Genomic DNA, 21,228 nt, shown 5'->3' with positions numbered 1-21,228 from the left:
TTCCCTCCCGACAGAACGAGGCGAAGAACCAGGCGGGTGCCCGGGCAACACGCTAGCGCGTCGCCCGGGCACCCGGTTGAAACTGATTCAGTGCGACCTGGTGGTCACTTCACCTTGGCCGGATCCGTCGGTACGACGACCGCACCGGACTTGATCTTCTCGGCCGCCGCGTTGAGCTGCTCCGCGATGTCGTCGACGAAGCCACCGGAGGTGGAGTAGCCGACGCCGTCAGCAGCCAGGTCGTAGACCGTGAAGCCCGGCTTGGCCGTGTTGTCCTTGACCGCCTTGACGAAGTCGAACACCGCGGTGTCGACCCGCTTCAGCATCGAGGTCAGGATGAACGGCTGCTGCGCCGCGTCGACCGTCAGGTACTGGTCGGAGTCGACGCCGATGGCCCAGTGGCCCTTGCCCGCGGCCTGGACGGCGTCGAACACACCGAGACCGGACTTGCCGGCGGCGTGGTAGACGACGTCAGCGCCGGCGTCGAACATGGCCGTGGCCGCGTCCTTGCCGCCGCTCGGGTTCTCGAAGCCGGTCGCGCCGTCGTTCGGGTCCTCGGTCAGGTACTGGACGTCGACCTTGATGGTGCGGTCGACCGACTTCACGCCGGCCGTGAACCCGGCCTCGAACTTCTTGATCAGGTCGCCGTGGGTACCGCCGACGAAACCGACGTGCTTGTCCTTGGTCTTCAGCGCAGCCGCGACACCGACCAGGTAGGAGCCCTGCTCCTCCGCGAAGCCGAGGTCGGACAAGTTGTCGAGCGGCGCCTTCGGGATCGTCGAGGAGTACCCGTCGATGACCGCGAACTTCACGTTCGGGTACTCAGCGGCAACCGTGGCGGCGGCCGGCGAGTAGATGAAGCCGATCGCGATGATCGGGTTGAAGCCCGCATCCGCGAGGGTGCGCAGCCGCTCGGCGCGAATGTCGTCGTTCTCACCCGGGGCGGCCTTGGCCTCCTCGATGGTGGCACCCAGCTCCTTCTCGGCCTTCTCCATGCCCTTGTAGGCGGAGTCGTTGAAGGACTGGTCGCCTCGGCCACCCACGTCGTACGCGAGGCCCACCTTCGGGCCCTTGGCGGAATCGGAGCCGCCGTTCTCCTTCTTGTCATCTGATCCGCAGCCGGTCAGCGCCAGAGCCGCGACCGTGGCGATGACAGCAATCTTGCCCATGCGACGCAAGATGCCCTCCTAGGGGTGTTGGGGCGCGCCGCTCGGCACGGCGCGGATTTCGTCACCCTATGTGGGCGCGGTGACGGGCGATAGGACGTTTCCCGACTCAACGCGCTTTGTTACAGATCGGTGACCTGCGCCCCGATCGCGGCCGCCGCCAGCACCTTCGCGGCGATCGGGACCGCGCGTTCGTCGACACGCAGGTCGCCCTGGTGGAGGTCGTAGGTCGTCCCGCCGGGGGTCCGGGTGCCCAGCCGGGCCATCGCTCCGGGAACCTGCTGCAGGTACCAGGCGAAATCCTCCCCGCCCAGGCTCTGGGTGGTGGACAAGTGCCCCTCGGCGCCGACCACCGATTCGATCGCGCGCCCCAGCAGGGCGGTCGAGAACGGCTCGTTGACCACCGGCGGCACGCCGCGGACGTAGATCACCTCGGGGACGACGCCGTACGGGCCGACGAGCTGCTCGATCGTCGCGGTGACCAAGGTCTCGGCGTCCGCCCAGGCCACCGCGTCGAGCATCCGGACGGTTCCGGCGACCCGGCCGATCGCCGGGATCACGTTCATCGCGGACCCGGCCCGGACCAGTCCCCAGACCACGCTGACCCCGGCGCGCGGATCCAGCCGGCGGGAGAGCACGGCCGGCAGCTCGGTGATCACCTTGCCGAGCGCGAAGGTCAGGTCCTCGGTCAGGTGCGGGCGGGAGGTGTGCCCGCCCTTGCCGGTGAGCCTGATGTCGAGCGAGTCGGCAGCCCCGGTGAGCGGCCCCTCGCGCAGGCCCAGCGAGCCGACGTCCACCCCCGGGTCGCAGTGCAACCCGAAGATCCGGCCGACGCCGTCGAGAGCGCCCGCGCCGATCGCCGCCAGGGCGCCGCCGGGCATGATCTCCTCGGCCGGCTGGAAGATCAGCCGGACCCGGCCGGGCAGCTCGCCGGCGACCTCGGCGAGCGCGATCCCGGCACCGAGGAGCCCCGCCGTGTGCACGTCGTGGCCGCAGGCGTGCGCGACGCCCTCGACGGTGCTCCGCCAGGGGTCGTCGGTCAGGTCCGGGACCGGGAGCGCGTCCAGGTCGGCCCGCAGCGCCACCACCGGCCCGGGTCCCGAACCGATGTCGACCATCAGGCCGGTCTCGCCGAACAGCACCGGCTCCAGGCCGAGCTCGTCGAACCGCTTCACCAGCAGCTGGGTGGTGCGCTGCTCGTGCCAGGAGAGCTCCGGATTGGCGTGCAGGTCCCGGCGGAGCTCGGTCAGCTCCGGGGTCGCCGCGTCGATGCGTGCCAGCACGCGGTCGATCAGCGGCGAGGTGCTCATGACCGGAAGGCTATCCCTGGTCGCTGCGCTGGTCGTAGGCCGCGAGCAGCCGGTCGGCGGCGGCCGGTGCGGTCAGGTCGCCGGCCAGGACCGCGTCGCGCACCTGGTCGCGGATCGCCGAGACCCCGGGCGAGAGCCGCAACCGCTCGGCGAGCTCGTCGCGGACCAGCGCCCAGGTGAACTCGAGCTGCTGGGACGCCCGCTTGGCCACCAGGCCGGTGTCGCCGAGGTGGGCGCGGTGGTCGAGCACCCGCTGCCAGACGTCGCCGACGCCGACCCCGTTCAGCCCCGAGCAGGTCAGCACCGGCGGGACCCAGGCGTCGCCGCCGGAGTAGACCAGCCGGAGCGCCCCGGCCAGCTCGCGGGCCGCGGACCGGGCCTCGGTCTCCCGGTCGCCGTCGGCCTTGTTGACCGCGATCACGTCGGCGATCTCCAGGATGCCCTTCTTGATGCCCTGCAGCTGGTCGCCGGTCCGGGCCAGGGTGAGGAACAGGAACGTGTCGACCATCCCGGCGACGGTGACCTCGGACTGGCCGACCCCGACGGTCTCGACCAGCACCACGTCGTACCCGGCCCCCTCGAGGACCAGCATTGCCTGGGTGGTCGCCCGGGCCACCCCGCCCAGGGTGCCGGCCGACGGCGACGGCCGGATGTAGGCGTGCGGGTCCGCGGAGAGGGCCACCATCCGGGTCTTGTCACCGAGGACGGACCCGCCGGTGCGGACGCTGGAGGGATCCACCGCGAGGACGCCGACCCGGTGGCCGGCCGCGGTCAGGTGGGTGCCGAGGGCCTCGATGAAGGTGGACTTTCCCACGCCCGGTACGCCGGAGATGCCGACCCGGACTGCGCCCGTCCCCGACTCCCCCGAGAGCGCCGTCAGCAGCTCCCGGGAGGCGTCGCGGTGGTCGGGCCGCGAGCTCTCCACGAGCGTGATCGCCCGGCTCACCGCGGTCCGGTTGCCGGCGCGGATGCCGGCGACCAGGCCGTCGACGTCGATCGGTGGTTTCGACAAGCTCGACCTCCCGGACGGGTCAGTGACCCAGGCGGGCGGAGAGCTTGGCGAGGAGCTCGATCGCCGACTCGGCGATCACGGTGCCCGGCGGGTAGACCGCGGCAGCGCCCATCTCCAGCAGCGTCGGGACGTCGTCGGGCGGGATCACGCCGCCGACCACGACCATGATGTCGTCGCGCCCCAGGTCGGCCAGCGCCTTCTGCAGCGCCGGCACCAGGGTGAGGTGACCAGCAGCCAGCGAGTTCACCCCGACCACGTGCACGTCGGCGTCGACCGCCTGCTGGGCGACCTCTTCCGGCGTGCTGAACAGCGGGCCCACGTCGACGTCGAAGCCGAGGTCGGCGAAGGCCGTGACGATCACCTTCTGGCCGCGGTCGTGGCCGTCCTGGCCCATCTTGGCGACCAGGATCCGCGGGCGCCGGCCCTCGTCCTCGGCGAACTTGTCGGTCGCCGCGAGGACCTGGGCCACGGCCTCGTTGGCACCGGACTCACGCTTGTACACACCGGAGATCGTACGGATCACGGCCTGGTGCCGGCCGTAGACCTTCTCCAGCGCGTCCGAGATCTCGCCGACCGTCGCCTTGGCCCGGGCCGCGTCGACCGCGAGCGCGAGCAGGTTGCCGTCCAGCGAGCTCTTCGCGGCACCGCGCTCGGCGGAGGCGGTCAGCGCGTCCAGGGCCCGCCGTACGTCGTCGTCGTTGCGCTCGGCGCGCAGCCGCTCCAGCTTGGCGAGCTGCTGCTTGTAGACCTCGGCGTTGTCGACCTTGAGGACGTCCAGCTTGTCCTCGTCGGCGAGCCGGTAGGTGTTCACGCCGATCAGCTTCTGGGTGCCGGCGTCCAGGCGGGCCTGGGTGCGGGCGGCGGCCTCCTCGATGCGCATCTTCGGGATGCCCTGCTCGATCGCCTTGGCCATCCCGCCGGCCTGCTCGGCCTCGACGATGTGGCTCCACGCGCGGGCGGCCAGGTCGTGGGTGAGCTTCTCGACGTAGTACGAGCCGGCCCAGGGGTCGATGGTGCCGGTGGTGCCGGACTCCTGCTGGAGCAGCAGTTGGGTGTTCCGGGCGATCCGGGCGGAGAAGTCGGTCGGCAGCGCGATCGCCTCGTCCAGCGCGTTGGTGTGCAGCGACTGGGTGTGGCCCTGCGACGCGGCCATCGCCTCGATGCAGGTGCGCTGGACGTTGTTGAAGACGTCCTGGGCGGTCAGCGACCACCCGGAGGTCTGGCTGTGGGTGCGCAGGCTCAGCGACTTCGGGTTCTTCGGGTTGAACTGGGCCACCAGCTGCGCCCAGAGCGCCCGGGCCGCCCGCATCTTGGCGATCTCCATGTAGAAGTTCATCCCGATCGCCCAGAAGAAGCTGAGTCGGGGTGCGAACGCGTCGATGTCGATGCCGGCGTCCAGGCCGGCCCGAATGTACTCGACACCGTCGGCCAGCGTGTAGGCGAGCTCGAGGTCGTTCGTCGCCCCGGCCTCCTGGATGTGGTAGCCGGAGATCGAGATCGAGTTGAACCGCGGCATCTTCTGCGAGGTGTAGGCGAAGATGTCGGAGATGATCCGCATGCTCGGCGCCGGCGGGTAGATGTAGGTGTTGCGGACCATGAACTCCTTGAGGATGTCGTTCTGGATCGTCCCCGCGAGCTGCTCCGGCTTCACCCCCTGCTCCTCGGCCGCCGCGATGTAGAGGGCGAGGACCGGCAGCACGGCGCCGTTCATCGTCATCGAGACCGACATCTCGTCCAGCGGGATGCCCTCGAAGAGCACCCGGGTGTCGTAGATCGAGTCGATCGCGACACCGGCCATGCCGACGTCGCCGACCACGCGCGGGTGGTCGGAGTCGTAGCCGCGGTGGGTGGCCAGGTCGAACGCGACGCTCAGACCCTTCTGACCGGCGGCCAGGTTGCGCCGGTAGAACGCGTTGGACTCCTCGGCGGTGGAGAAGCCGGCGTACTGGCGGACCGTCCACGGCTGGGTGGTGTACATCGTCGGGTACGGGCCGCGCAGGAACGGCGCAAGTCCCGGGTAGGTGTCCTGGGCGTCCAGGCCGGCCAGGTGCTCGGGGCCGTAGACCGGCAGCACGCCGATGCCCTCGGGGCTCTCCCACGCCTCGGCCCCGGACGTCGAGCCTGTCGAGACGCCCGCACCCGCCAGCGGAAGGCCGGCGAAGCTCTCCGGAATCGTGCTCATGCCAGCTTCTCCCTCGTCCGGTTCAAGAAGTCGAGGGCATCAACGCCCATCGCGCAGGTGTCGTCGACGTCGACGCCCTCGGGGGCCTTGCCCGCGAGGATGACGTGGGTGGCACCGGCGGCGCGGAGTGCGGCTGCCGCCTCGGCGCCCCACGCGGCGTACGCCTTGTCGTTGCCGGTCAGGCAGACCACGCTGGGCTTGTTCCCGGGGCCGCCGGCGGTGCTCTCGTACGCCGCCAGCAGAGCGTCGACGTCGTCGTTGCGACCCGGGTTGACCACCGCGATGCCGCCGGCGGCGAACAGGTTGCTGGCGAAGGTGGCGCGCGCGGTGTGCGCGGCGACGGTGCCCATGGTGGCCAGGAAGACGGTCCCGGACGGGTTGTCGCGCAGCTCCTCGAAGGCGTGGCCCCAGGGGCGGACGACCTTGGCGCCGGGTGCGTACGGGCGGCGCTCCGGCAGGGTCTCGCCCAGGTTCGGGAACTCCGAGAGACCGGTCAGCGGCCGCTTGCGGAGGGCGATCTGACGCTCCCGCTCGGCGACGACCTGCTCGATCCGGGCGTGCACCGAGCCGTCGGCCAGCGCGGCCCGGGCTCCCCCGGCGGCCTCGATGGTCGAGAACTCCGCCCACCCGGCGATCGCCAGGTCGTCGGTGAGCTTCTCAATCGCGAACGCACCGCCGGCCGGGTCGGCGACCTTGGCCAGGTGCGACTCGTGGATCAGCAGCGCCGAGGTGTTCCGGGCGATCCGGCGGCTGAACACGTCCGGCAGGCCGAGGTGGGCGTCGAACGGCAGCACCGTCACCGAGTCGGCCCCGCCGACACCGGCGGCGAACGCGGCCACGCAGGTGCGCAGCATGTTCACCCACGGGTCGTACTTGCTCATCATCGGCCGCGAGGTGACCACGTGCTGGCGCTGGCTGCGGTCCTCGACGCCGCTGAGCTCGAGGACGCGTGCCCACAGCCGGCGGGCGGCGCGGAGCTTGGCGATCGTCGGGAACTGCTCGTCGGTGGCCGCGTAGCGGAACTCGATCAGCGCGGCCGCGTCGGCGGCGCTGTAGCCGGCGGCGACCAGGGCGCGCAGGTACGCCGCACCGACGGCCAAGGACCAGCCGAGCTCCTGGACGTCGGAGGCGCCGAGGTCGTGGACCGCCGTGCCGTCGACCACCAGTGCCAGGCAGCCGAGGTCGGTCGCGGTGTCGGCGACCGACGCGACGATGCCGGCCACGTCGAGGTCGGCGGCACCCGGGGCGGCCAGCGCGCCGAGCGGGTCGGCGCCGAGGTTGGTGCCGTCGGCCAGGGCGGTGCCCGCGGCGAGAGCGGCGAACGCCGCCGCCGCGGCGATGGGGTCGGAGGCGTCGAGGACGACCGGAGCGACGTCGAGCAGGACGCCGTCGAGCGCGGCGCCCAGGGCGTCGACCGGGAGCCCGCCGGCGCCGACCTCGAGCCAGATCGAGGTGACTCCGTTGTCGAGGTCGAGGAGCACGTCAGCCGCGGTGGCCTTGGCGTCCGGGTCCGCGAAGTAGGCCCGGACGTCCCACTCGCCGGCCCGGTCGGGGCGGCCGGAGGTCTGCAGGTCGTCGAGGAGCGCCGGCGTGCCCAGCGGGGTGATCGCGATGCCGTCGAGGGTCGTGCGGGTCAGCTTGGACCAGACCAGGTCGTCGGCGTCGCCTTCGGCGAGGCGTCCGGCCTTGCGGAGGACGCCCGCGGCCAGGTGCTCCCACTCGGCCTGCGTGTGCGCGTCCCCGGAGTCCAGGGGCACAGCAGTAGGGGCGGTCTCTGCCGGTGAGGTCATGGTTCGCAGAATAAATGCCCCGCGCTCCCCCGGGCCACGAACGGCCCATGTGTGAGATGTCTCAACCGTCGGTTCATCCGACTCTTACCGTGCGTTCACGGTCCTGTGATGCGTGCGGGGCAGCATCGAGGCATGCGGATCATGCTGGTCACCGAGACCTTCGCCCCGGCCGCCGACCCCGGCGCCGAGGCGGCCCGGCACATCACCGACGCGCTGATCACGGCCGGGCACGAGGTGCTGGTCTTCACCACCGGTCCGGGCAGCGACAGCTATCGGGGAGCACGTGTCGAGCGCACCAGGACGCTCTTCTCGGTCACCTCGGTACGACGCTCGGCCGCCGCCTTCTCCCCCGACGTCGCCCAGTTCCTCACCCCGCGCGCGATGGGTGCCGCCACGATGCGCGCCCTCGACGGCACCGGGATCCCGCTCGTGGTGCTCGACCCGACGCCGCTGCACCCGCGGACGGGCAAGGTGCTGGCCAGCAGCGCCGCGGCCGCCCGGGTGCTCTCGACGACCGGGATCCAGGCACGGGTCTGGCGGGCGGGGGTGCGCACCGACGAGCACCACCCGGGGCTGCGCTCCGCCGACCTGCACGACCGCTGGGCGAAGGTCGGTCGGCCGGAGGGCCCGCTCACCGTCGTCGGGTACGTCGGCCCGGTCGGCCAGCCGACCACGAAGGTGGTGCGCCGGCTGGGCCGGATCGCCGCCCTCGACGGGGTCCGGCTCGTCGTCCTCGGCTGCGGACCCGGTACGCCGGCGCTCAAGCAGGCCGGCGCGAAGATCGTCGGCGAGGCCTGCGGGCTGGAGCTGGCCCGCAGCATCGCCTCGCTCGACCTGCTGGTGCAGCCGCGGAAGCAGGACACCGGGCTGGCCGCCGTACGGAAGGCGCTGGCGAGCGACGTCCCGGTGGTCGCCTTCGGCACCGGCGCGGCCGCCGAGGTGATCACCGACGGGCGCAACGGACTGCTGGTCGGCAAGACCAGCGGGTCCGGTGGTTTGATCGACGCGGTCGCCAGGCTGGCGGGCGACCGGGCGCTCCGCGGCCGGCTCGCGGCGCACGGCCGGGAGTCGGTCGCCGAGCGCACCTGGGCGGACGCGATCGACGAGCTGGTCGGGTACTACGAGTCCTGCGCCTGACCCCTCAGAGCTCCACTCGCCCGTCGTCGTCCTTGTTCCGGATCCCGATCTTGCTGCCGAGCCAGACCAGCGGGTCGAACTTCCGGTCCGCGACCCTTTCCTTCATCGGGATGATGGCGTTGTCGGTGATCTTGATGCCCTCGGGACACACCTCGGTGCAGCACTTGGTGATGTTGCACATGCCGAGCCCGGCGGCGTCCTGGGCCAGCTTGCGGCGGTCGTTGGTGTCCAGCGGGTGCATGTCCAGCTCGGCGTACCGGAGGAAGAAGCGCGGGCCGGCGAAGGCCTGCTTGTTCTCCTCGTGATCACGGACGACGTGACAGGTGTTCTGGCACAGGAAGCACTCGATGCACTTGCGGAACTCCTGCCCGCGCTCGACGTCGACCTGCGCCATCCGGCGCTTGTTGTCGGCGTCGCGCGGGGGCGGCGCGAAGCTGGGCAGCTCCTTGGCCTTCTCGTAGTTGAACGAGACGTCGGTGACCAGGTCCCGGATCACCGGGAAGGTCCGCATCGGGGTCACCGTGATGGTCTCGTCCTCCTCGAAGTCCGACAGCCTGCACATGCACATCAGGCGCGGCTTGCCGTTGACCTCGGCGCTGCAGGACCCGCACTTGCCGGCCTTGCAGTTCCAGCGGACCGCGAGGTCGCCGGCCTGGGTGCCCTGGACGCGGTGGATCGCGTCGAGCACGACTTCGCCCTCGGACACCTCGACCGGATAGTCCTTGATCTCGCCGCCGGACTTGTCGCCGCGCCAGACCCGGAGCTTCAGGGTGTAGCCCATCAGTTCTTCCCTTCCTCAGTCTGGACGTTGGCCATCGGCGCTGCTGCCGCGAAGTACGTGGTCAGCTCCTCGGGCATCACCGGCAACGGCTTCTCGTGCAGCTCCACCCCGGTGCCGTCGGCGGTCAGGTTCACCACCAGGTTCTTCGTCCCCCACTCGGGATCGGTGGCCGGGTAGTCGTTGCGGGTGTGGCCGCCGCGGGACTCCTGCCGGGCCAGGGCGGCCTTGGCGATGGATTCGCTGACGATCAGCATGTTGCGCAGGTCGATGGCCAAGTGCCAGCCGGGGTTGTACTGCCGGTGCCCTTCGACCTTCATGGTCTTGGCCCGCTCCTTGAAGGCCTCGATCGCGACCAGCGACTCCTCAAGCTCCGAGCCCTCCCGGATGATGCCGACCAGGTCGTTCATCGACTGCTGCAGGTCGGACTGGATGGTGTACGGGTTCTCACCGCCCTCGACCTCGAAGGGTGCGAGAGCCGAGCGCTCAGCCGCCTTCACGTCGGCCTCGACGATCTTGGGCCGGTTCGCGCCGAGTCCCTTCGCGTACGCCGTCGCCGCGTCGCCGGCGCGCTTCCCGAAGACCAGCAGGTCGCCGAGCGAGTTGCCGCCGAGCCGGTTGGACCCGTGCATCCCGCCGGAGCACTCGCCGACGGCGTACAGGCCGGTGACCGCGCTCTCCTGGGTGTCCGCGTCCACCTCGACCCCGCCCATCACGTAGTGGCAGGTCGGGCCGATCTCCATCGGTTCGGCGGTGATGTCGACGTCCGCCAGCTCCTTGAACTGGTGGTACATCGAGGGCAGCCGCTTCTTGATGAACTCCGGCGTCCGGCGCGAGGCGATGTCGAGGTAGATGCCGCCGTGCGGCGTTCCCCGGCCGGCCTTGATCTCGGAGTTGATCGCCCGGGCGACCTCGTCACGGGGCAGCAGCTCGGGAGGTCGCCGGTTGTTCTTCTTGTCCTCGTACCAGGCATCGGCCTCCTCGACGGTGTCGGCGGTCTCGGCCTTGAAGAACTCCGGGATGTAGTCGAACATGAACCGCTTGCCCTCGGAGTTCTTCAGGATGCCGCCGTCACCGCGGACCGACTCGGTGACCAGCAGGCCCTTGACCGAGGGCGGCCAGACCATCCCGGTGGGGTGGAACTGGATGAACTCCATGTTGATCAGCGAGGCACCGGCCCGCATCGCGAGCGCGTGCCCGTCGCCGGTGTACTCCCACGAGTTCGAGGTCACCTTGAAGGACTTGCCGATGCCGCCGGTGGCCAGGATGACCGTCGGCGAGTCGAAGACGATGAAGCGCCCGGACTCGCGCCAGTAGCCGAAGGCGCCGGCGATGGCCTTCTCCCCGGACGTCGAGCTCGCCGAGACGAACACGTCGGTGATCGTGCACTCCATGAACACGTCGATGCCGAGCTGGACCGCACGCTGCTGCAGCGTCCGGATCATCTCCAGGCCGGTGCGGTCGCCGACGTGGGCGAGGCGCGCGTACTTGTGACCGCCGAAGTCGCGCTGGCTGATCAGTCCGTCCTCGGTGCGGTCGAAGAGCGCTCCCCAGTCCTCGAGCTCCATCACCCGCTCGGGGGCCTCCTGGGCGTGCAGCTGGGCCATCCGCCAGTTGTTCAGCATCTTGCCGCCGCGCATGGTGTCCCGGAAGTGCACCTCCCAGTTGTCCTCCGGCCAGCGGTTGCCCATCGCCGCGGCGATGCCGCCCTCGGCCATCACGGTGTGCGCCTTGCCGAGCAGCGACTTGCAGACGATCGCGGTCCGGGCGCCGGCCTCGTGCGCGGCGATCGCGGCGCGCAGGCCGGCCCCGCCGGCACCGATCACCACGACGTCGTACGTGTGCCGCTCCATGCCGCCCTCGGCGTCGCCGTCCAGGGCGTTCCCGGTCATCGGGTGCCGGCCCTCCTGGCCGACACCTGCGGTACCCGTGCTCATCAGAAGAACCTCGTCTCGGAGATCGTGCCGTTCGCGAGCAGGTACACGTAGAGGTCGGCGATGGCGACCGAGAACAGCGAGTACCAGGCGAACTTGGCGTGGTGGGCGTTCAGCTTCGACACCCAGGTCCAGGCCTTGTAGCGCACCGGGTGCTTGGAGAAGTGCCGCAGCCGGCCGCCGACGGCGTGGCGGCAGGAGTGGCAGGAGAGCGTGTAGAGCCAGATGAAGACGACGTTGACGAGCAGGATCAGCGTGCCGAGCCCGACGTGGCCGCCGTCGGCCTCCTTGAACGAGATCACCACGTCGAAGGAGAGCACGAAGCCGACCACGATCGCGGCGTACCAGAAGTACCGGTGCAGGTTGTTGAGGATCAGCGGCAGCCGGGTCTCGCCGGTGTACTTGGTGTGCGGCTCGGCCACCGCGCAGGCGGGCGGGCTCAGCCAGAACGCCCGGTAGTAGGACTTCCGGTAGTAGTAGCAGGTCATCCGGAAGCCGAGCGGGAAGATCAGGATGATCAGCGCCGCCGACAGCGGGAACCAGCCGAACGGCTGCCCGAAGTCCGAGGACCCCTTGACGCAGTCACCCAGGCACGGCGAGTAGAACGGCGAGAGGTACGGCTCGGCGTAGTAGTTGGCGTTCGCGAACGCCCGCCAGGTCGCGTAGACGATGAAGGCCGAGAACACGACGAAGGTGCTCAGCGGCGCGAGCCACCAGCGGTCCTGCCGAAGCGTCCGGGCGCCGATCGCGGCTCTTCCAGGTCCGTGGACACCCGTCCCTGCTGGTGCCTTCGTCGACGCCATTCCCACCTCCGTGGTCTCGTCAGCCGGTGATCGCGCCCTGTGCTCCAGGTCACGCCCGTCCGACTATGGCCGGAATGACGTGCGAAGGAAAGGGGGCACGACGGACGAAGTCGCGCAGAAGTTCCCGAGATTCGCCGAGGTGGGATGGATCACGTGACTACGTGCCAGTAGCCCTCGTGGCGAGCGGTAACGTGCCCTCGTGGCAATTCAGAATTCGGGCAAGACCCTGGTCAAGGGCGCCCGCGCAACGCAGAGCACCATCTTCCTCAAGATCCTGATGGCAGCCAGCGGAGTCGTCTTCATCGGCTTCACGCTCCTGCACATGTACGGGAACCTGAAGGCGTTCGGTGGTCACGACAAGTTCAACGAGTACGCGCACCACCTGCGCATCCTCGGCGAGCCGATGCTGCCGCACGAGGGCGCCCTGTGGATCATCCGCGCCGTCCTGCTGCTCTCCCTCGTCGTGCACGTGTACGCCGCCGCGAAGCTCTGGCGCCGCGCCAAGAACGCCCGCACCGTCAAGTACGAGGTGAAGAAGCACACCGGCGCGATCTTCGCGAGCCGGCTGATGCGCTGGGGCGGCGTCACGCTGCTGCTCTTCATCATCTGGCACCTGCTGAACTTCACGATCGGCAAGGTCAACGTCGACGGCGGCCCGACCAACGACCCGTACAACCTCCTGGTCGACACGTTCGACACCTGGTGGCTGACGCTGATCTACCTGGCCGCGATGGCGATGCTCGGCGCGCACCTGCACCACGGCATCTGGAGCGCCACCCAGACGCTCGGCCTGACCGGCAGCGAGCGCACCCGCGTCCTGGCCAAGCGGAGCGCGTTCACGCTCGCCGTCGTGATCGCCGGCGGTTTCTCGCTGGTCCCGCTTGCCGTCCTCACCGGCATCATCGAGAAGTAAGGGCTCCACCCATGACCGACATGCCGGACACCACGCTGACCTCTGACCCCTCGCACGACGCGCCGCTGCCCGTCGACACCGACGACGCGGCCGACTACTACACCCCGGGCGCCCCGATCGCGGACACCAAGGCCCCGCAGGGCTCGATCGACCAGCGCTGGCAGACCCGCAAGTTCGAGGCCCGGCTGGTCAACCCGGCCAACCGCCGCAAGCTCGACGTGATCATCGTCGGCACCGGCCTGGCCGGCGCCTCCGCGGCCGCCACCATGGGCGAGGCCGGGTACAACGTGAAGTCCTTCTGCTACCAGGACTCGCCGCGCCGGGCGCACTCGATCGCCGCCCAGGGCGGTATCAACGCGGCCAAGAACTACAAGGAGGACGGCGACTCGGTCCACCGTCTCTTCTACGACACCGTCAAGGGCGGCGACTACCGCTCGCGGGAGTCGAACGTCTACCGCCTCGCCGAGGTCAGCACCAACATCATCGACCAGTGCGTCGCCCAGGGCGTCCCCTTCGCCCGCGAGTACGGCGGCCTCCTCGACAACCGCTCGTTCGGCGGCGTGCAGGTCTCCCGCACCTTCTACGCCCGCGGCCAGACCGGTCAGCAGCTGCTGATCGGCGCCTACCAGGCCCTCGAGCGCCAGGTCGCCGCCGGCACCGTGGCGACGTTCACCCGGCACGAGATGCTCGAGGTGATCGTCGTCGACGGCAAGGCCCGCGGCATCATCGCCCGGGACATGGTCACCGGCGAGATCGAGACCCACCTGGCCGACGTCGTGGTTCTCGCCAGCGGCGGCTACGGCAACGTCTTCTACCTGTCGACCAACGCGATGGGCTGCAACGTCACCGCCGCCTGGCGGGCGCACCGCAAGGGCGCCTACATGGCGAACCCCTGCTACACGCAGATCCACCCGACCTGCATCCCGGTCTCCGGTTCGCACCAGTCCAAGCTCACCCTGATGAGCGAGTCGCTGCGCAACGACGGCCGGATCTGGGTGCCGAAGAAGAAGGCCGACTGCGGCAAGGACCCGCGGGAGATCCCCGAGGAGGACCGCGACTACTACCTGGAACGGATCTACCCGAGCTTCGGCAACCTGGTCCCCCGCGACATCGCCTCCCGGGCCGCGAAGAACGTCTGCGACGAGGGCCGCGGCGTCGGCCCCGAGGTCGACGGCGTCCGGCGCGGCGTCTACCTGGACTTCCGCGACGCCATCGCCCGGCTGGGCAAGGACGGCGTCGAGGAGAAGTACGACAACCTCCTCGACATGTACGAGCGGATCACCGGTGAGAACCCGTACGAGGTCCCGATGCGGATCTACCCCGCCGTGCACTACGTGATGGGCGGGCTCTGGGTCGACTACGACCTGCAGTCCTCGATCCCGGGTCTCTTCGTCACCGGCGAGGCGAACTTCTCCGACCACGGCGCCAACCGCCTCGGCGCCTCGGCGCTGATGCAGGGCCTCGCCGACGGGTACTTCGTGCTCCCGCACACGATCCGCGACTACCTCGCGGACGGACCGTTCGAGAAGGTCGACGAGGCGCACCCGGCCGTGGTCGAGGCCCGCACGTCGGTCACCGACCGGATCGAGCACTTCCTGACCGTGAACGGCACCCGCAGCGTCGACTCCTACCACCGCGAGCTCGGCCACATCATGTGGGAGTACTGCGGCATGGAGCGGACCGAGGACGGCCTGAAGAAGGCGATCGACCTGATCCGCACGCTGAAGGACGACTTCAACCGCAACCTCAAGGTGCTCGGCACCGCGGACAGCCTCAACCAGAGCCTCGAGAAGGCCGGCCGGGTGGCCGACTTCATCGAGCTGGGCGAGCTGATGTGCATCGACGCGCTGAACCGTCGCGAGTCCTGCGGCGGCCACTTCCGCGCCGAGTCGCAGACCGAGGACGGAGAGGCGCTGCGTCACGACGACCAGTACGCCTACGTCGCGGCCTGGGAGTTCGCAGGTGATGGCGAGAAGCCGGTCCTGCACAAGGAAGACCTCGTCTACACGGCCATCGAGATGAAGCAGCGGAGCTACAAGTGAAACTCACTCTCAAGATCTGGCGCCAGACCGACGCGAACGACGCCGGCGGGATGCACACCTACGACGTCGACGACGTCTCGGCGGACATGTCCTTCCTGGAGATGCTGGACGTCCTCAACGAGCAGCTCAACGCCAAGGGCGAGGAGCCGATCGCGTTCGACTCGGACTGTCGCGAGGGCATCTGCGGCATGTGCGGCCTGATGATCAACGGCGAGGCGCACGGCCCGGTGACCACCACCACCTGCCAACTGCACATGCGCTCGTTCACCGACGGCGAGACGATCACGATCGAGCCGTGGCGCTCGGACGCCTTCCCGGTGCTCAAGGACCTGGTCGTCGACCGGGGCGCGTTCGACCGGATCATCCAGCAGGGCGGGTTCATCTCGGTGAACACCGGCTCGGCTCCGGAGGCGCACGCCGTACCGGTCCCCCGGGACGACGCGATGCGCGCGTTCAACGTCGCCACCTGCATCGGCTGCGGCGCCTGCGTCGCGGCCTGCCCGAACGGGTCCGCGTCGCTCTTCATGGGCGCCAAGATCACCCACCTCGGCGAGCTGCCGCAGGGCCAGCCGGAGCGCGACTCCCGGGTCGTCAACATGGTCGCCCAGCACGACCACGAGGGCTTCGGCGGCTGCACGAACATCGGCGAGTGCACGGCGGCCTGCCCCAAGGAGATCCCGCTCGACGTGATCTCGCAGCTGAACAAGGACCTGCGCACGGCGATGAAGCACGGGCACTGAGCACCACCGGCTGATTCATTCCAAACCTGGTCAAATCGGACATTTGGGGCATATAGTCCTCTCCCATGAGGGAGACGACTGGACGACGGAGCGCCTGGGTGACCGGCGCGGCCCTGCTGACCACGCTGATGCTCGGCACCGTGATGACGACGGTGCCGGCTGACGCCCACTCCGAACGCCGCGCCGGAACCACGGTGACCGCCCGCTGGTCCGGTGCGGTGAACACCACCAGCCGGGACGCGGTCAACGCCGCCTACTGGGCCCAGTACGCGCCCAAGCAGCTGCTGAACATCGACTGGCTGCTGGGCAGCCTGCTCGGCTGCCTGCCCGGGCTGACGTCCGCGTCGACCAACGCGGCCACCCTCAGCTCGCTCAACTTCGTGCGCTCGCTGGCCGGGCTCGCTCCGGTGACGTTCTCCCGGACGCTCAACGACTCCGCCCAGAAGGCGGCCCTGATCATGGCGGCCAACGGCAACCTGAGCCACAACCCCAGCAGCAGCTGGAAGTGCTGGTCCTCGGCCGGCGCCAAGGCGGCCGGGCGGTCGAACCTCGCGCTGGCGTACCCGACGCTGCGCGCCGGCCAGATCATCGACCTGTACATGGACGACCCGGGCGCGACCAACGCCGCGGTCGGACACCGCCGCTGGCTCCTGAACCCGTTCTCGACGGTGATGGGCAGCGGCAGCACCAGCACTGCGAACGCCCTCACCGTGATGGGCCCGACCAGCGCGTCCCGGCCGAACCCGCGCTGGGTCGGCTGGCCGACGGCCGGGCACTTCCCCAACGCGATCGAGCCCCGAGGACGCTGGTCGCTCAGCTCCGGGCTGAAGTCGGTGAGCTTCGCCCGCGCCAAGGTCGCCGTCTACCTGAACGGCACCACCCGGATCCCCGTGCGCAAGTACGCCGTCCACACCGGCTACGCGCAGCCCACCCTGGTCTGGCAGATGCCGGCCAACTTCTCCAGGACGGCCGCCTACCGGGTCATCGTCACCGGCATCAAGAAGGCCGGCGTCCGGAAGACCTTGCGCGCGGCGTACACGGTTCGGCTGTTCACCCCCAGCCGCTGAGAGGTTGGGGGGTGGGCTCCTCCCTCGATGCCCGCCCCCCAGCTACCGCCCCCGCGGAAGGCCCGGTCAGCCGCCCAGGGTGAAGGCCCGGTCCGGCCGCCAGCCGTGGTCCTCGTCGTGCACGTAGAGCCAGAACTCGTCGACCCGGAACGCCGCCTCGTAGCCGGCGAGCTCGGTGAAGGCACGGTCGAGCAGGTCCTCGGCCAGGTGGTGCGCGATGGTCACGTGCGGGTGGTACGGGAACTCCACGTCGACCGCCAGCGGACCGCTCTGGGCTGCGGCGGCCAGCTGCTGGCAGCCGGCGATCCCGTCGATCACCCCGACGAAGACGACCGGCGAGGTCGGCCGGAAGGTGCCGGTGCCGTGCAGCCGGACGCCGAAGCCCTGCTGGCCCGCGGCGATGCCGGCCAGGTGCTCGACGACGGCCGGCAGCTCCTCGGTCGCGATCTCGGTCGGCGGCACCAGGGTGATGTGGGTCGGGATCAGCTTGGCGGTCTCGTCACCGAGGCCGACCCGGAACTCCTGCAGCTCCGACCCGGCCGGGTCCGGTACGGCGATCGAGACGCCGATGGTGGGCACGGGTGGTCAGGCTTTCAGGAAGCCGACGCGGTCGTAGACGTCGGCCAGCGTCTTCGCGGCGACCTCGCGGGCCTTCTCGGCCCCGCGGCGCAGGATCGAGTCCAGCTCAGCACGGTCCGCGAGCAGCTCGTGGGTCCGGTCGCGGAACGGCGTCACGAACTCGACCACGACGTCGGCGAGGTCACCCTTGAAGTCGCCGTACCCCTTGCCCTCGTACGACGCCACCAGGTCCTCGATGCTCCGGCCGGTGACCGCCGAGTAGATCGTCAGCAGGTTCGAGACGCCGGCCTTGGCCTCGGGGTCGAAGCGCACCACCGTGTCCGAGTCGGTGACCGCCGAGCGGATCTTCTTGGCCGAGCTCTTCGGGTCGTCGAGCAGGTCGATGATGCCGCTGGGAGACGAGCTGGACTTGGACATCTTCCGGGACGGCTCGGCCAGGTCGTAGATCTTGGCCGTCTCCTTGAGGATGTACGGCTCCGGCAGCCGGAAGGTCTTCTTGTAGCGGTGGTTGAACCGCTGGGCCAGGTCCCGGGTCAGCTCCAGGTGCTGGCGCTGGTCCTCCCCCACCGGCACGTACTGCGGGCGGTACAGCAGGATGTCGGCGGCCTGCAGGATCGGGTAGGTGAGCAGCCCGACCGAGGCGGAGCCCTCGCCGCCCTTGGCGGACTTGTCCTTGAACTGGGTCATCCGGCGGGCCTCACCGACGCTGGTCAGGCTGTTCAGCACCCAGGCCAGCTCTGCGTGCTCGTGCACCTGCGACTGGGCGAAGATCGCCGAGCGCTCCGGGTCGATCCCCATCGCGACCAGCTGCGCCGCGGAGACCAGGGTGCGCTCGGTCAGCTTCTTCGGGTCGTGCTCGTTGGTGATCGCGTGCAGGTCGGCAATGAAGAAGAACGGCTCGAAGTCGTCCTGCAGCGACACCCACTGCCGGGTCGCGCCGAGGTAGTTGCCGAAGTGGAACGAGTCCGCTGTCGGCTGGATCCCGGACAGGACGCGGGGACGGGACGGTTCGACCATACCGTCATTGTTCCAGTTGGGGTCCGCGACCATTCGCCGGGTGCGATCAGGCACAGACGCTGGGGTTACCTACCGCGTAGAACCGGCTCTCCGACTGCACCGAGGACCCCCAGGAGCCGAAGTTCGCCACCACCCAGGCGTTGCCCACGGCGACCGGCCCGGTAAGCGTGAAGCTGGTGCCGGTGACGGTCGCGGTGAGCGGGGAGAAGGTGGACCCGTAGGTCACGGTGTAGGAGACCGCGCCCGGGACGCCGGACCAGGTGAACCCCTGCGAGTTGTTACCGCTCGTCCCGCAGGTGAACGAGCTCGGCCGGGCCACCGCCGCGGTCGTGAACGCCCCGGTCCGCGCGGTGGCGACGTCCGTCCAGGCGGCCTGGGTGCTCGCGCTCCGGCCGGCCAGCGCCGACGGGGCCAGGGCACCCAGGGCGAGCACGGCGGCCAGGGCCGCGCGGGACCGGGCAGCGCGGTGGCGCGGCCGGGCCGCCTCCCCGATCAGCACCACCACCAGGAAGCCGACCAGCAGACCCAGCCCGACCAGGCCGGCGGGGCTGCCGACGAGGCTCCCGGCACGGCCGAGCACGGGAACGTCGAACAGCACCCGGTCGGCGCTGTCGACCGGGTACGACGCCTCGTCCGGCACCCGGTTGCCGTCGCCCTTCAGACGCAGCACGGCACGGTCGCCGGTCCGTTCGATCTCGACGATCCGGTGCGTCACCCGGCTGCCGGACCCGGTGCGCACCGAGACGACGTCGCCGCGACGCAGGTCGGCCGCGGGAACCGACCGGGCCACGGCCAGCGCGCCGGTCCGGATGGTCGGCGACATCGACCCCGATTGGAAGGCGAGAACCCGGAGGTCGAGGACCAGGCAGAGCGTCGCGGCGACGACGGCCAGCGCACCGAGGACCGCAACCACGCTGAGCAGCCACTCCTGGGCCGCGCCGACCGCCCGCCGCCAGGTCACGACAGGTCCGAGGTGCCGCTGAAGGTGAAGGTCGCCGACGTGGTCGCGCCCTGCAGCGCACTAGGTGCCGCGGCGGGGAGCAGCACCTCGACGCAGAGGGTCTCCGAGGCGCCGGCAGCCAGCAGCCGCCGGGTCGCCACCAGCGCGCCGTTCAGCGAGGCCCCGGTGCCGGCCAGCGTCGCCCCCGGGCAGGTGCGGGTCGGGCTGGTGCCGGTCGCCGCGGCGGCGCCGGTCACCTTCACGACCAGCGCGCCGGCCAGGTTCTTGCCGTCGGCGTTGGTGGCCGCGCTCGTGGCCGAGTACTTCAGCGGGGCGGTGCCCGCGTTCGACACGGTCAGCACGCCGGCCGCCGAGCTGCCGGGCACCATCCCCGCCAGCACGTGCGCCGGCAGCGTGACGTTGGTGTCGCCGCCGTTGACCTTGAGGTCGATGGTGCCGGCGGTGAAGGTCGCGCCCACCACGGTCACCTCGTCGGTCCAGGAGGCGCGGGTGCCCAGCACGCCCAGGCTGAGCGCCAGCCCGAGGCCGAGCGTGGCCCGCAGCCGGCGGGACGCGAGTCGGCAGCGGCGTCGGGTGCCGCGTTCAGGCGAGGTGTCGGTCATCGTGGTCGTCCTTCCGTCGGGCAGCGATCAGGGTGGTCAGGAAGCCGAGCAGGGTGAGCAGCAGGCCGACGACCAGCACCCGGAGCCCGGCGCCTCCGGTCTCGGGCAGCACCCCGGGCAGCAACCCAGGGGTCCCGGTCCCCGGCGGCGCCGCGGTGCCGGCCTGGCTGAGCACGACCTCGAAGGTCAAGGGCAGTCGCTGCAGCTGGGAGCGGTTCGGCGACGCGGGGCGGAAGCGGGCCCGGACCGAGATCCGGTCGTTCGCGCCGGCGGCCAGCACGACCCCGGGCAATCGGTGCGGCTGACCGTCCGCCGGGAGCGGCCTCCAGGCCCCCGTCCCACTCCGGACGGCCAGGTCCACGTCCCCGCGGGCAACCAGCCCGTCGGGGTCCTCGGTCCGGACCCGGACCGCGAGGTCGGCCCGGACCGAGGCCCGGTTGCCGACGAGAAAGCTCGAGACCCGGGTGTCGCCGGGAGCCCACCGGGTGGCCGGGCTGAACAGCGGCGTGGTCAGCGCGTCGGTCCAGGTGACGCCGTCGGTGCTGACCACCGCCTCTCCCTCGGCCGACGCCGGCGCGGGAGCCGCGAGGACCCAGCAGAGGGCCACCAGGACCAGGCTCACCGCGACCAGGGCAGCCCCGCACGCCCTGGTCACGCCGTCGCCCCTCGGCGGATCCGGTCACGTCCTGCGCTGGCCCACATCACGGCTGCGTAACCGGCCAGCCCGAGGGCGACCAGCACGGTCGCGGTGCGGCGCTGGTGACCGTCGAGCCAGAGGTTCACCCGGCCGAGGAGGGGCACGGCGTACCAGAGCCGGCCCTTCAGCTGGACCGGTCGCACCCAGGCGACGTCCGGGACCGGATTGGCGTCGCCCCGGGTCCGCCACCGGGGCTGCCCGTCCGCGCCCAGGCTGATCGCGTCCACCCGGTGGGTGACGACCTCGGGCTCACCGGAGACCCGCTGGAACGTGATCACGTCACCGATCCGGACGTCGCGGGCCCGGACCGGCCGGGTCACCACCAGCGTCCCGGGCGGCAGCTCGGGCCGCATCGACTCGGTCAGCACCGTGTACGGCGTCGCGCCGCCGAGCCGCGGGACCAGGACGGCCACCGTCACGGCAGCGACCGCCCCCGCGATCACCGTCCAGGTGATCGCGCGGGTGGCGACGCGCCCTCCGGTCCCGGTCATCACCGGT

19 protein-coding genes are annotated in these 21,228 nt (G+C 70.6%); 5 read left to right on the top strand and 14 right to left on the bottom strand.

Features of this window, described 5'->3' with window-relative positions:
- Positions 1–104 precede the first annotated feature (104 nt).
- The 5 genes from EFK50_RS14740 to EFK50_RS14720 form a co-directional block, all read right to left on the bottom strand.
- Positions 105–1,169: a BMP family lipoprotein gene (locus EFK50_RS14740; protein ID WP_221177403.1), complete on the bottom strand. Its 1,065-nt coding sequence runs from the start codon at positions 1,167–1,169 to the stop codon at positions 105–107.
- A gap of 119 nt (positions 1,170–1,288) precedes the next feature.
- Positions 1,289–2,476, bottom strand: coding sequence for an amidohydrolase (locus EFK50_RS14735; protein ID WP_123228263.1), 1,188 nt, complete (start codon positions 2,474–2,476; stop codon positions 1,289–1,291).
- A 10-nt stretch (positions 2,477–2,486) separates the two neighbouring features.
- Entirely contained in the window at positions 2,487–3,488 is a 1,002-nt protein-coding gene (gene meaB / locus EFK50_RS14730; protein ID WP_221177402.1) for a methylmalonyl Co-A mutase-associated GTPase MeaB, read from the bottom strand.
- Positions 3,489–3,507: 19 nt separating this feature from the next.
- Positions 3,508–5,670: a methylmalonyl-CoA mutase gene (gene scpA / locus EFK50_RS14725; RefSeq protein ID WP_123228262.1), complete on the bottom strand. Its 2,163-nt coding sequence runs from the start codon at positions 5,668–5,670 to the stop codon at positions 3,508–3,510.
- On the bottom strand, positions 5,667–7,460 hold the full coding sequence (locus tag EFK50_RS14720) for a methylmalonyl-CoA mutase family protein (RefSeq protein ID WP_123228261.1): 1,794 nt from the start codon (positions 7,458–7,460) through the stop codon (positions 5,667–5,669). The genes scpA and EFK50_RS14720 overlap by 4 nt, the downstream gene beginning before the upstream one ends.
- Positions 7,461–7,592: 132 nt before the next feature.
- Here EFK50_RS14720 and EFK50_RS14715 point away from each other — a divergent pair, with 132 nt between their 5' ends.
- Complete coding sequence (locus EFK50_RS14715; RefSeq protein WP_123228260.1) at positions 7,593–8,597, top strand: glycosyltransferase; 1,005 nt, start codon at positions 7,593–7,595, stop codon at positions 8,595–8,597.
- Between the two features lie 4 nt (positions 8,598–8,601).
- On the opposite strand, the gene EFK50_RS14710 is transcribed toward EFK50_RS14715, so the two are convergent.
- The 3 genes from EFK50_RS14710 to EFK50_RS14700 are packed head-to-tail and all read right to left on the bottom strand — an operon-like array spanning position 8,602 to position 12,112.
- Positions 8,602–9,378, bottom strand: a complete 777-nt coding sequence (locus EFK50_RS14710) for a succinate dehydrogenase/fumarate reductase iron-sulfur subunit (RefSeq protein WP_123228259.1) — start codon at positions 9,376–9,378, stop codon at positions 8,602–8,604.
- On the bottom strand, positions 9,378–11,312 hold the full coding sequence (locus tag EFK50_RS14705) for a fumarate reductase/succinate dehydrogenase flavoprotein subunit (protein ID WP_246004163.1): 1,935 nt from the start codon (positions 11,310–11,312) through the stop codon (positions 9,378–9,380). Before EFK50_RS14705 ends, EFK50_RS14710 begins: the two co-directional genes overlap by 1 nt.
- Entirely contained in the window at positions 11,312–12,112 is an 801-nt protein-coding gene (locus EFK50_RS14700) for a hypothetical protein (protein ID WP_123228258.1), read from the bottom strand. Before EFK50_RS14700 ends, EFK50_RS14705 begins: the two co-directional genes overlap by 1 nt.
- Positions 12,113–12,311: 199 nt before the next feature.
- Here EFK50_RS14700 and EFK50_RS14695 point away from each other — a divergent pair, with 199 nt between their 5' ends.
- From EFK50_RS14695 to EFK50_RS14680, 4 genes are all read left to right on the top strand, one after another.
- Entirely contained in the window at positions 12,312–13,025 is a 714-nt protein-coding gene (locus EFK50_RS14695) for a succinate dehydrogenase cytochrome b subunit (protein WP_246004162.1), read from the top strand.
- Between the two features lie 20 nt (positions 13,026–13,045).
- Positions 13,046–15,067 carry a fumarate reductase/succinate dehydrogenase flavoprotein subunit gene (locus EFK50_RS14690; RefSeq protein WP_123228684.1) on the top strand — a complete coding sequence of 674 codons (2,022 nt, stop codon included), beginning with the start codon at positions 13,046–13,048 and terminating at the stop codon, positions 15,065–15,067.
- Complete coding sequence (locus EFK50_RS14685) at positions 15,064–15,807, top strand: succinate dehydrogenase/fumarate reductase iron-sulfur subunit (RefSeq protein ID WP_123228257.1); 744 nt, start codon at positions 15,064–15,066, stop codon at positions 15,805–15,807. The genes EFK50_RS14690 and EFK50_RS14685 overlap by 4 nt, the downstream gene beginning before the upstream one ends.
- A 65-nt stretch (positions 15,808–15,872) precedes the next feature.
- Entirely contained in the window at positions 15,873–16,874 is a 1,002-nt protein-coding gene (locus EFK50_RS14680; protein WP_123228256.1) for a CAP domain-containing protein, read from the top strand.
- Positions 16,875–16,940: 66 nt separating this feature from the next.
- Here EFK50_RS14680 and EFK50_RS14675 read toward each other — a convergent pair whose 3' ends face one another.
- The 6 genes from EFK50_RS14675 to EFK50_RS14650 are packed head-to-tail and all read right to left on the bottom strand — an operon-like array spanning position 16,941 to position 21,221.
- Complete coding sequence (locus EFK50_RS14675) at positions 16,941–17,453, bottom strand: 2'-5' RNA ligase family protein (protein WP_123228255.1); 513 nt, start codon at positions 17,451–17,453, stop codon at positions 16,941–16,943.
- A gap of 6 nt (positions 17,454–17,459) precedes the next feature.
- A complete protein-coding gene (gene trpS / locus EFK50_RS14670; RefSeq protein WP_123228683.1) occupies positions 17,460–18,470 on the bottom strand; it encodes a tryptophan--tRNA ligase in 1,011 nt (336 codons plus the stop codon).
- A 46-nt stretch (positions 18,471–18,516) separates the two neighbouring features.
- On the bottom strand, positions 18,517–19,431 hold the full coding sequence (locus EFK50_RS14665; protein ID WP_123228254.1) for a signal peptidase I: 915 nt from the start codon (positions 19,429–19,431) through the stop codon (positions 18,517–18,519).
- Positions 19,428–20,033 carry a SipW-dependent-type signal peptide-containing protein gene (locus tag EFK50_RS14660; RefSeq protein WP_123228253.1) on the bottom strand — a complete coding sequence of 202 codons (606 nt, stop codon included), beginning with the start codon at positions 20,031–20,033 and terminating at the stop codon, positions 19,428–19,430. The genes EFK50_RS14665 and EFK50_RS14660 overlap by 4 nt, the downstream gene beginning before the upstream one ends.
- The gene (locus tag EFK50_RS14655) at positions 20,014–20,688 is read right to left on the bottom strand and encodes a hypothetical protein (RefSeq protein WP_123228252.1); all 675 of its coding nucleotides are present in this window, start codon (positions 20,686–20,688) and stop codon (positions 20,014–20,016) included. Before EFK50_RS14655 ends, EFK50_RS14660 begins: the two co-directional genes overlap by 20 nt.
- A complete protein-coding gene (locus EFK50_RS14650) occupies positions 20,685–21,221 on the bottom strand; it encodes a signal peptidase I (RefSeq protein WP_123228251.1) in 537 nt (178 codons plus the stop codon). The genes EFK50_RS14655 and EFK50_RS14650 overlap by 4 nt, the downstream gene beginning before the upstream one ends.
- Between the last annotated feature and the right edge of the window lie 7 nt (positions 21,222–21,228).

It is taken from the genome of Nocardioides marmoriginsengisoli (assembly GCF_003725695.1).
GTDB lineage: Bacteria > Actinomycetota > Actinomycetes > Propionibacteriales > Nocardioidaceae > Marmoricola > Marmoricola marmoriginsengisoli.
The sequence above is the reverse complement of the archived record's forward strand: the minus strand, read 5'-3'. Positions and strand labels throughout refer to the sequence as shown.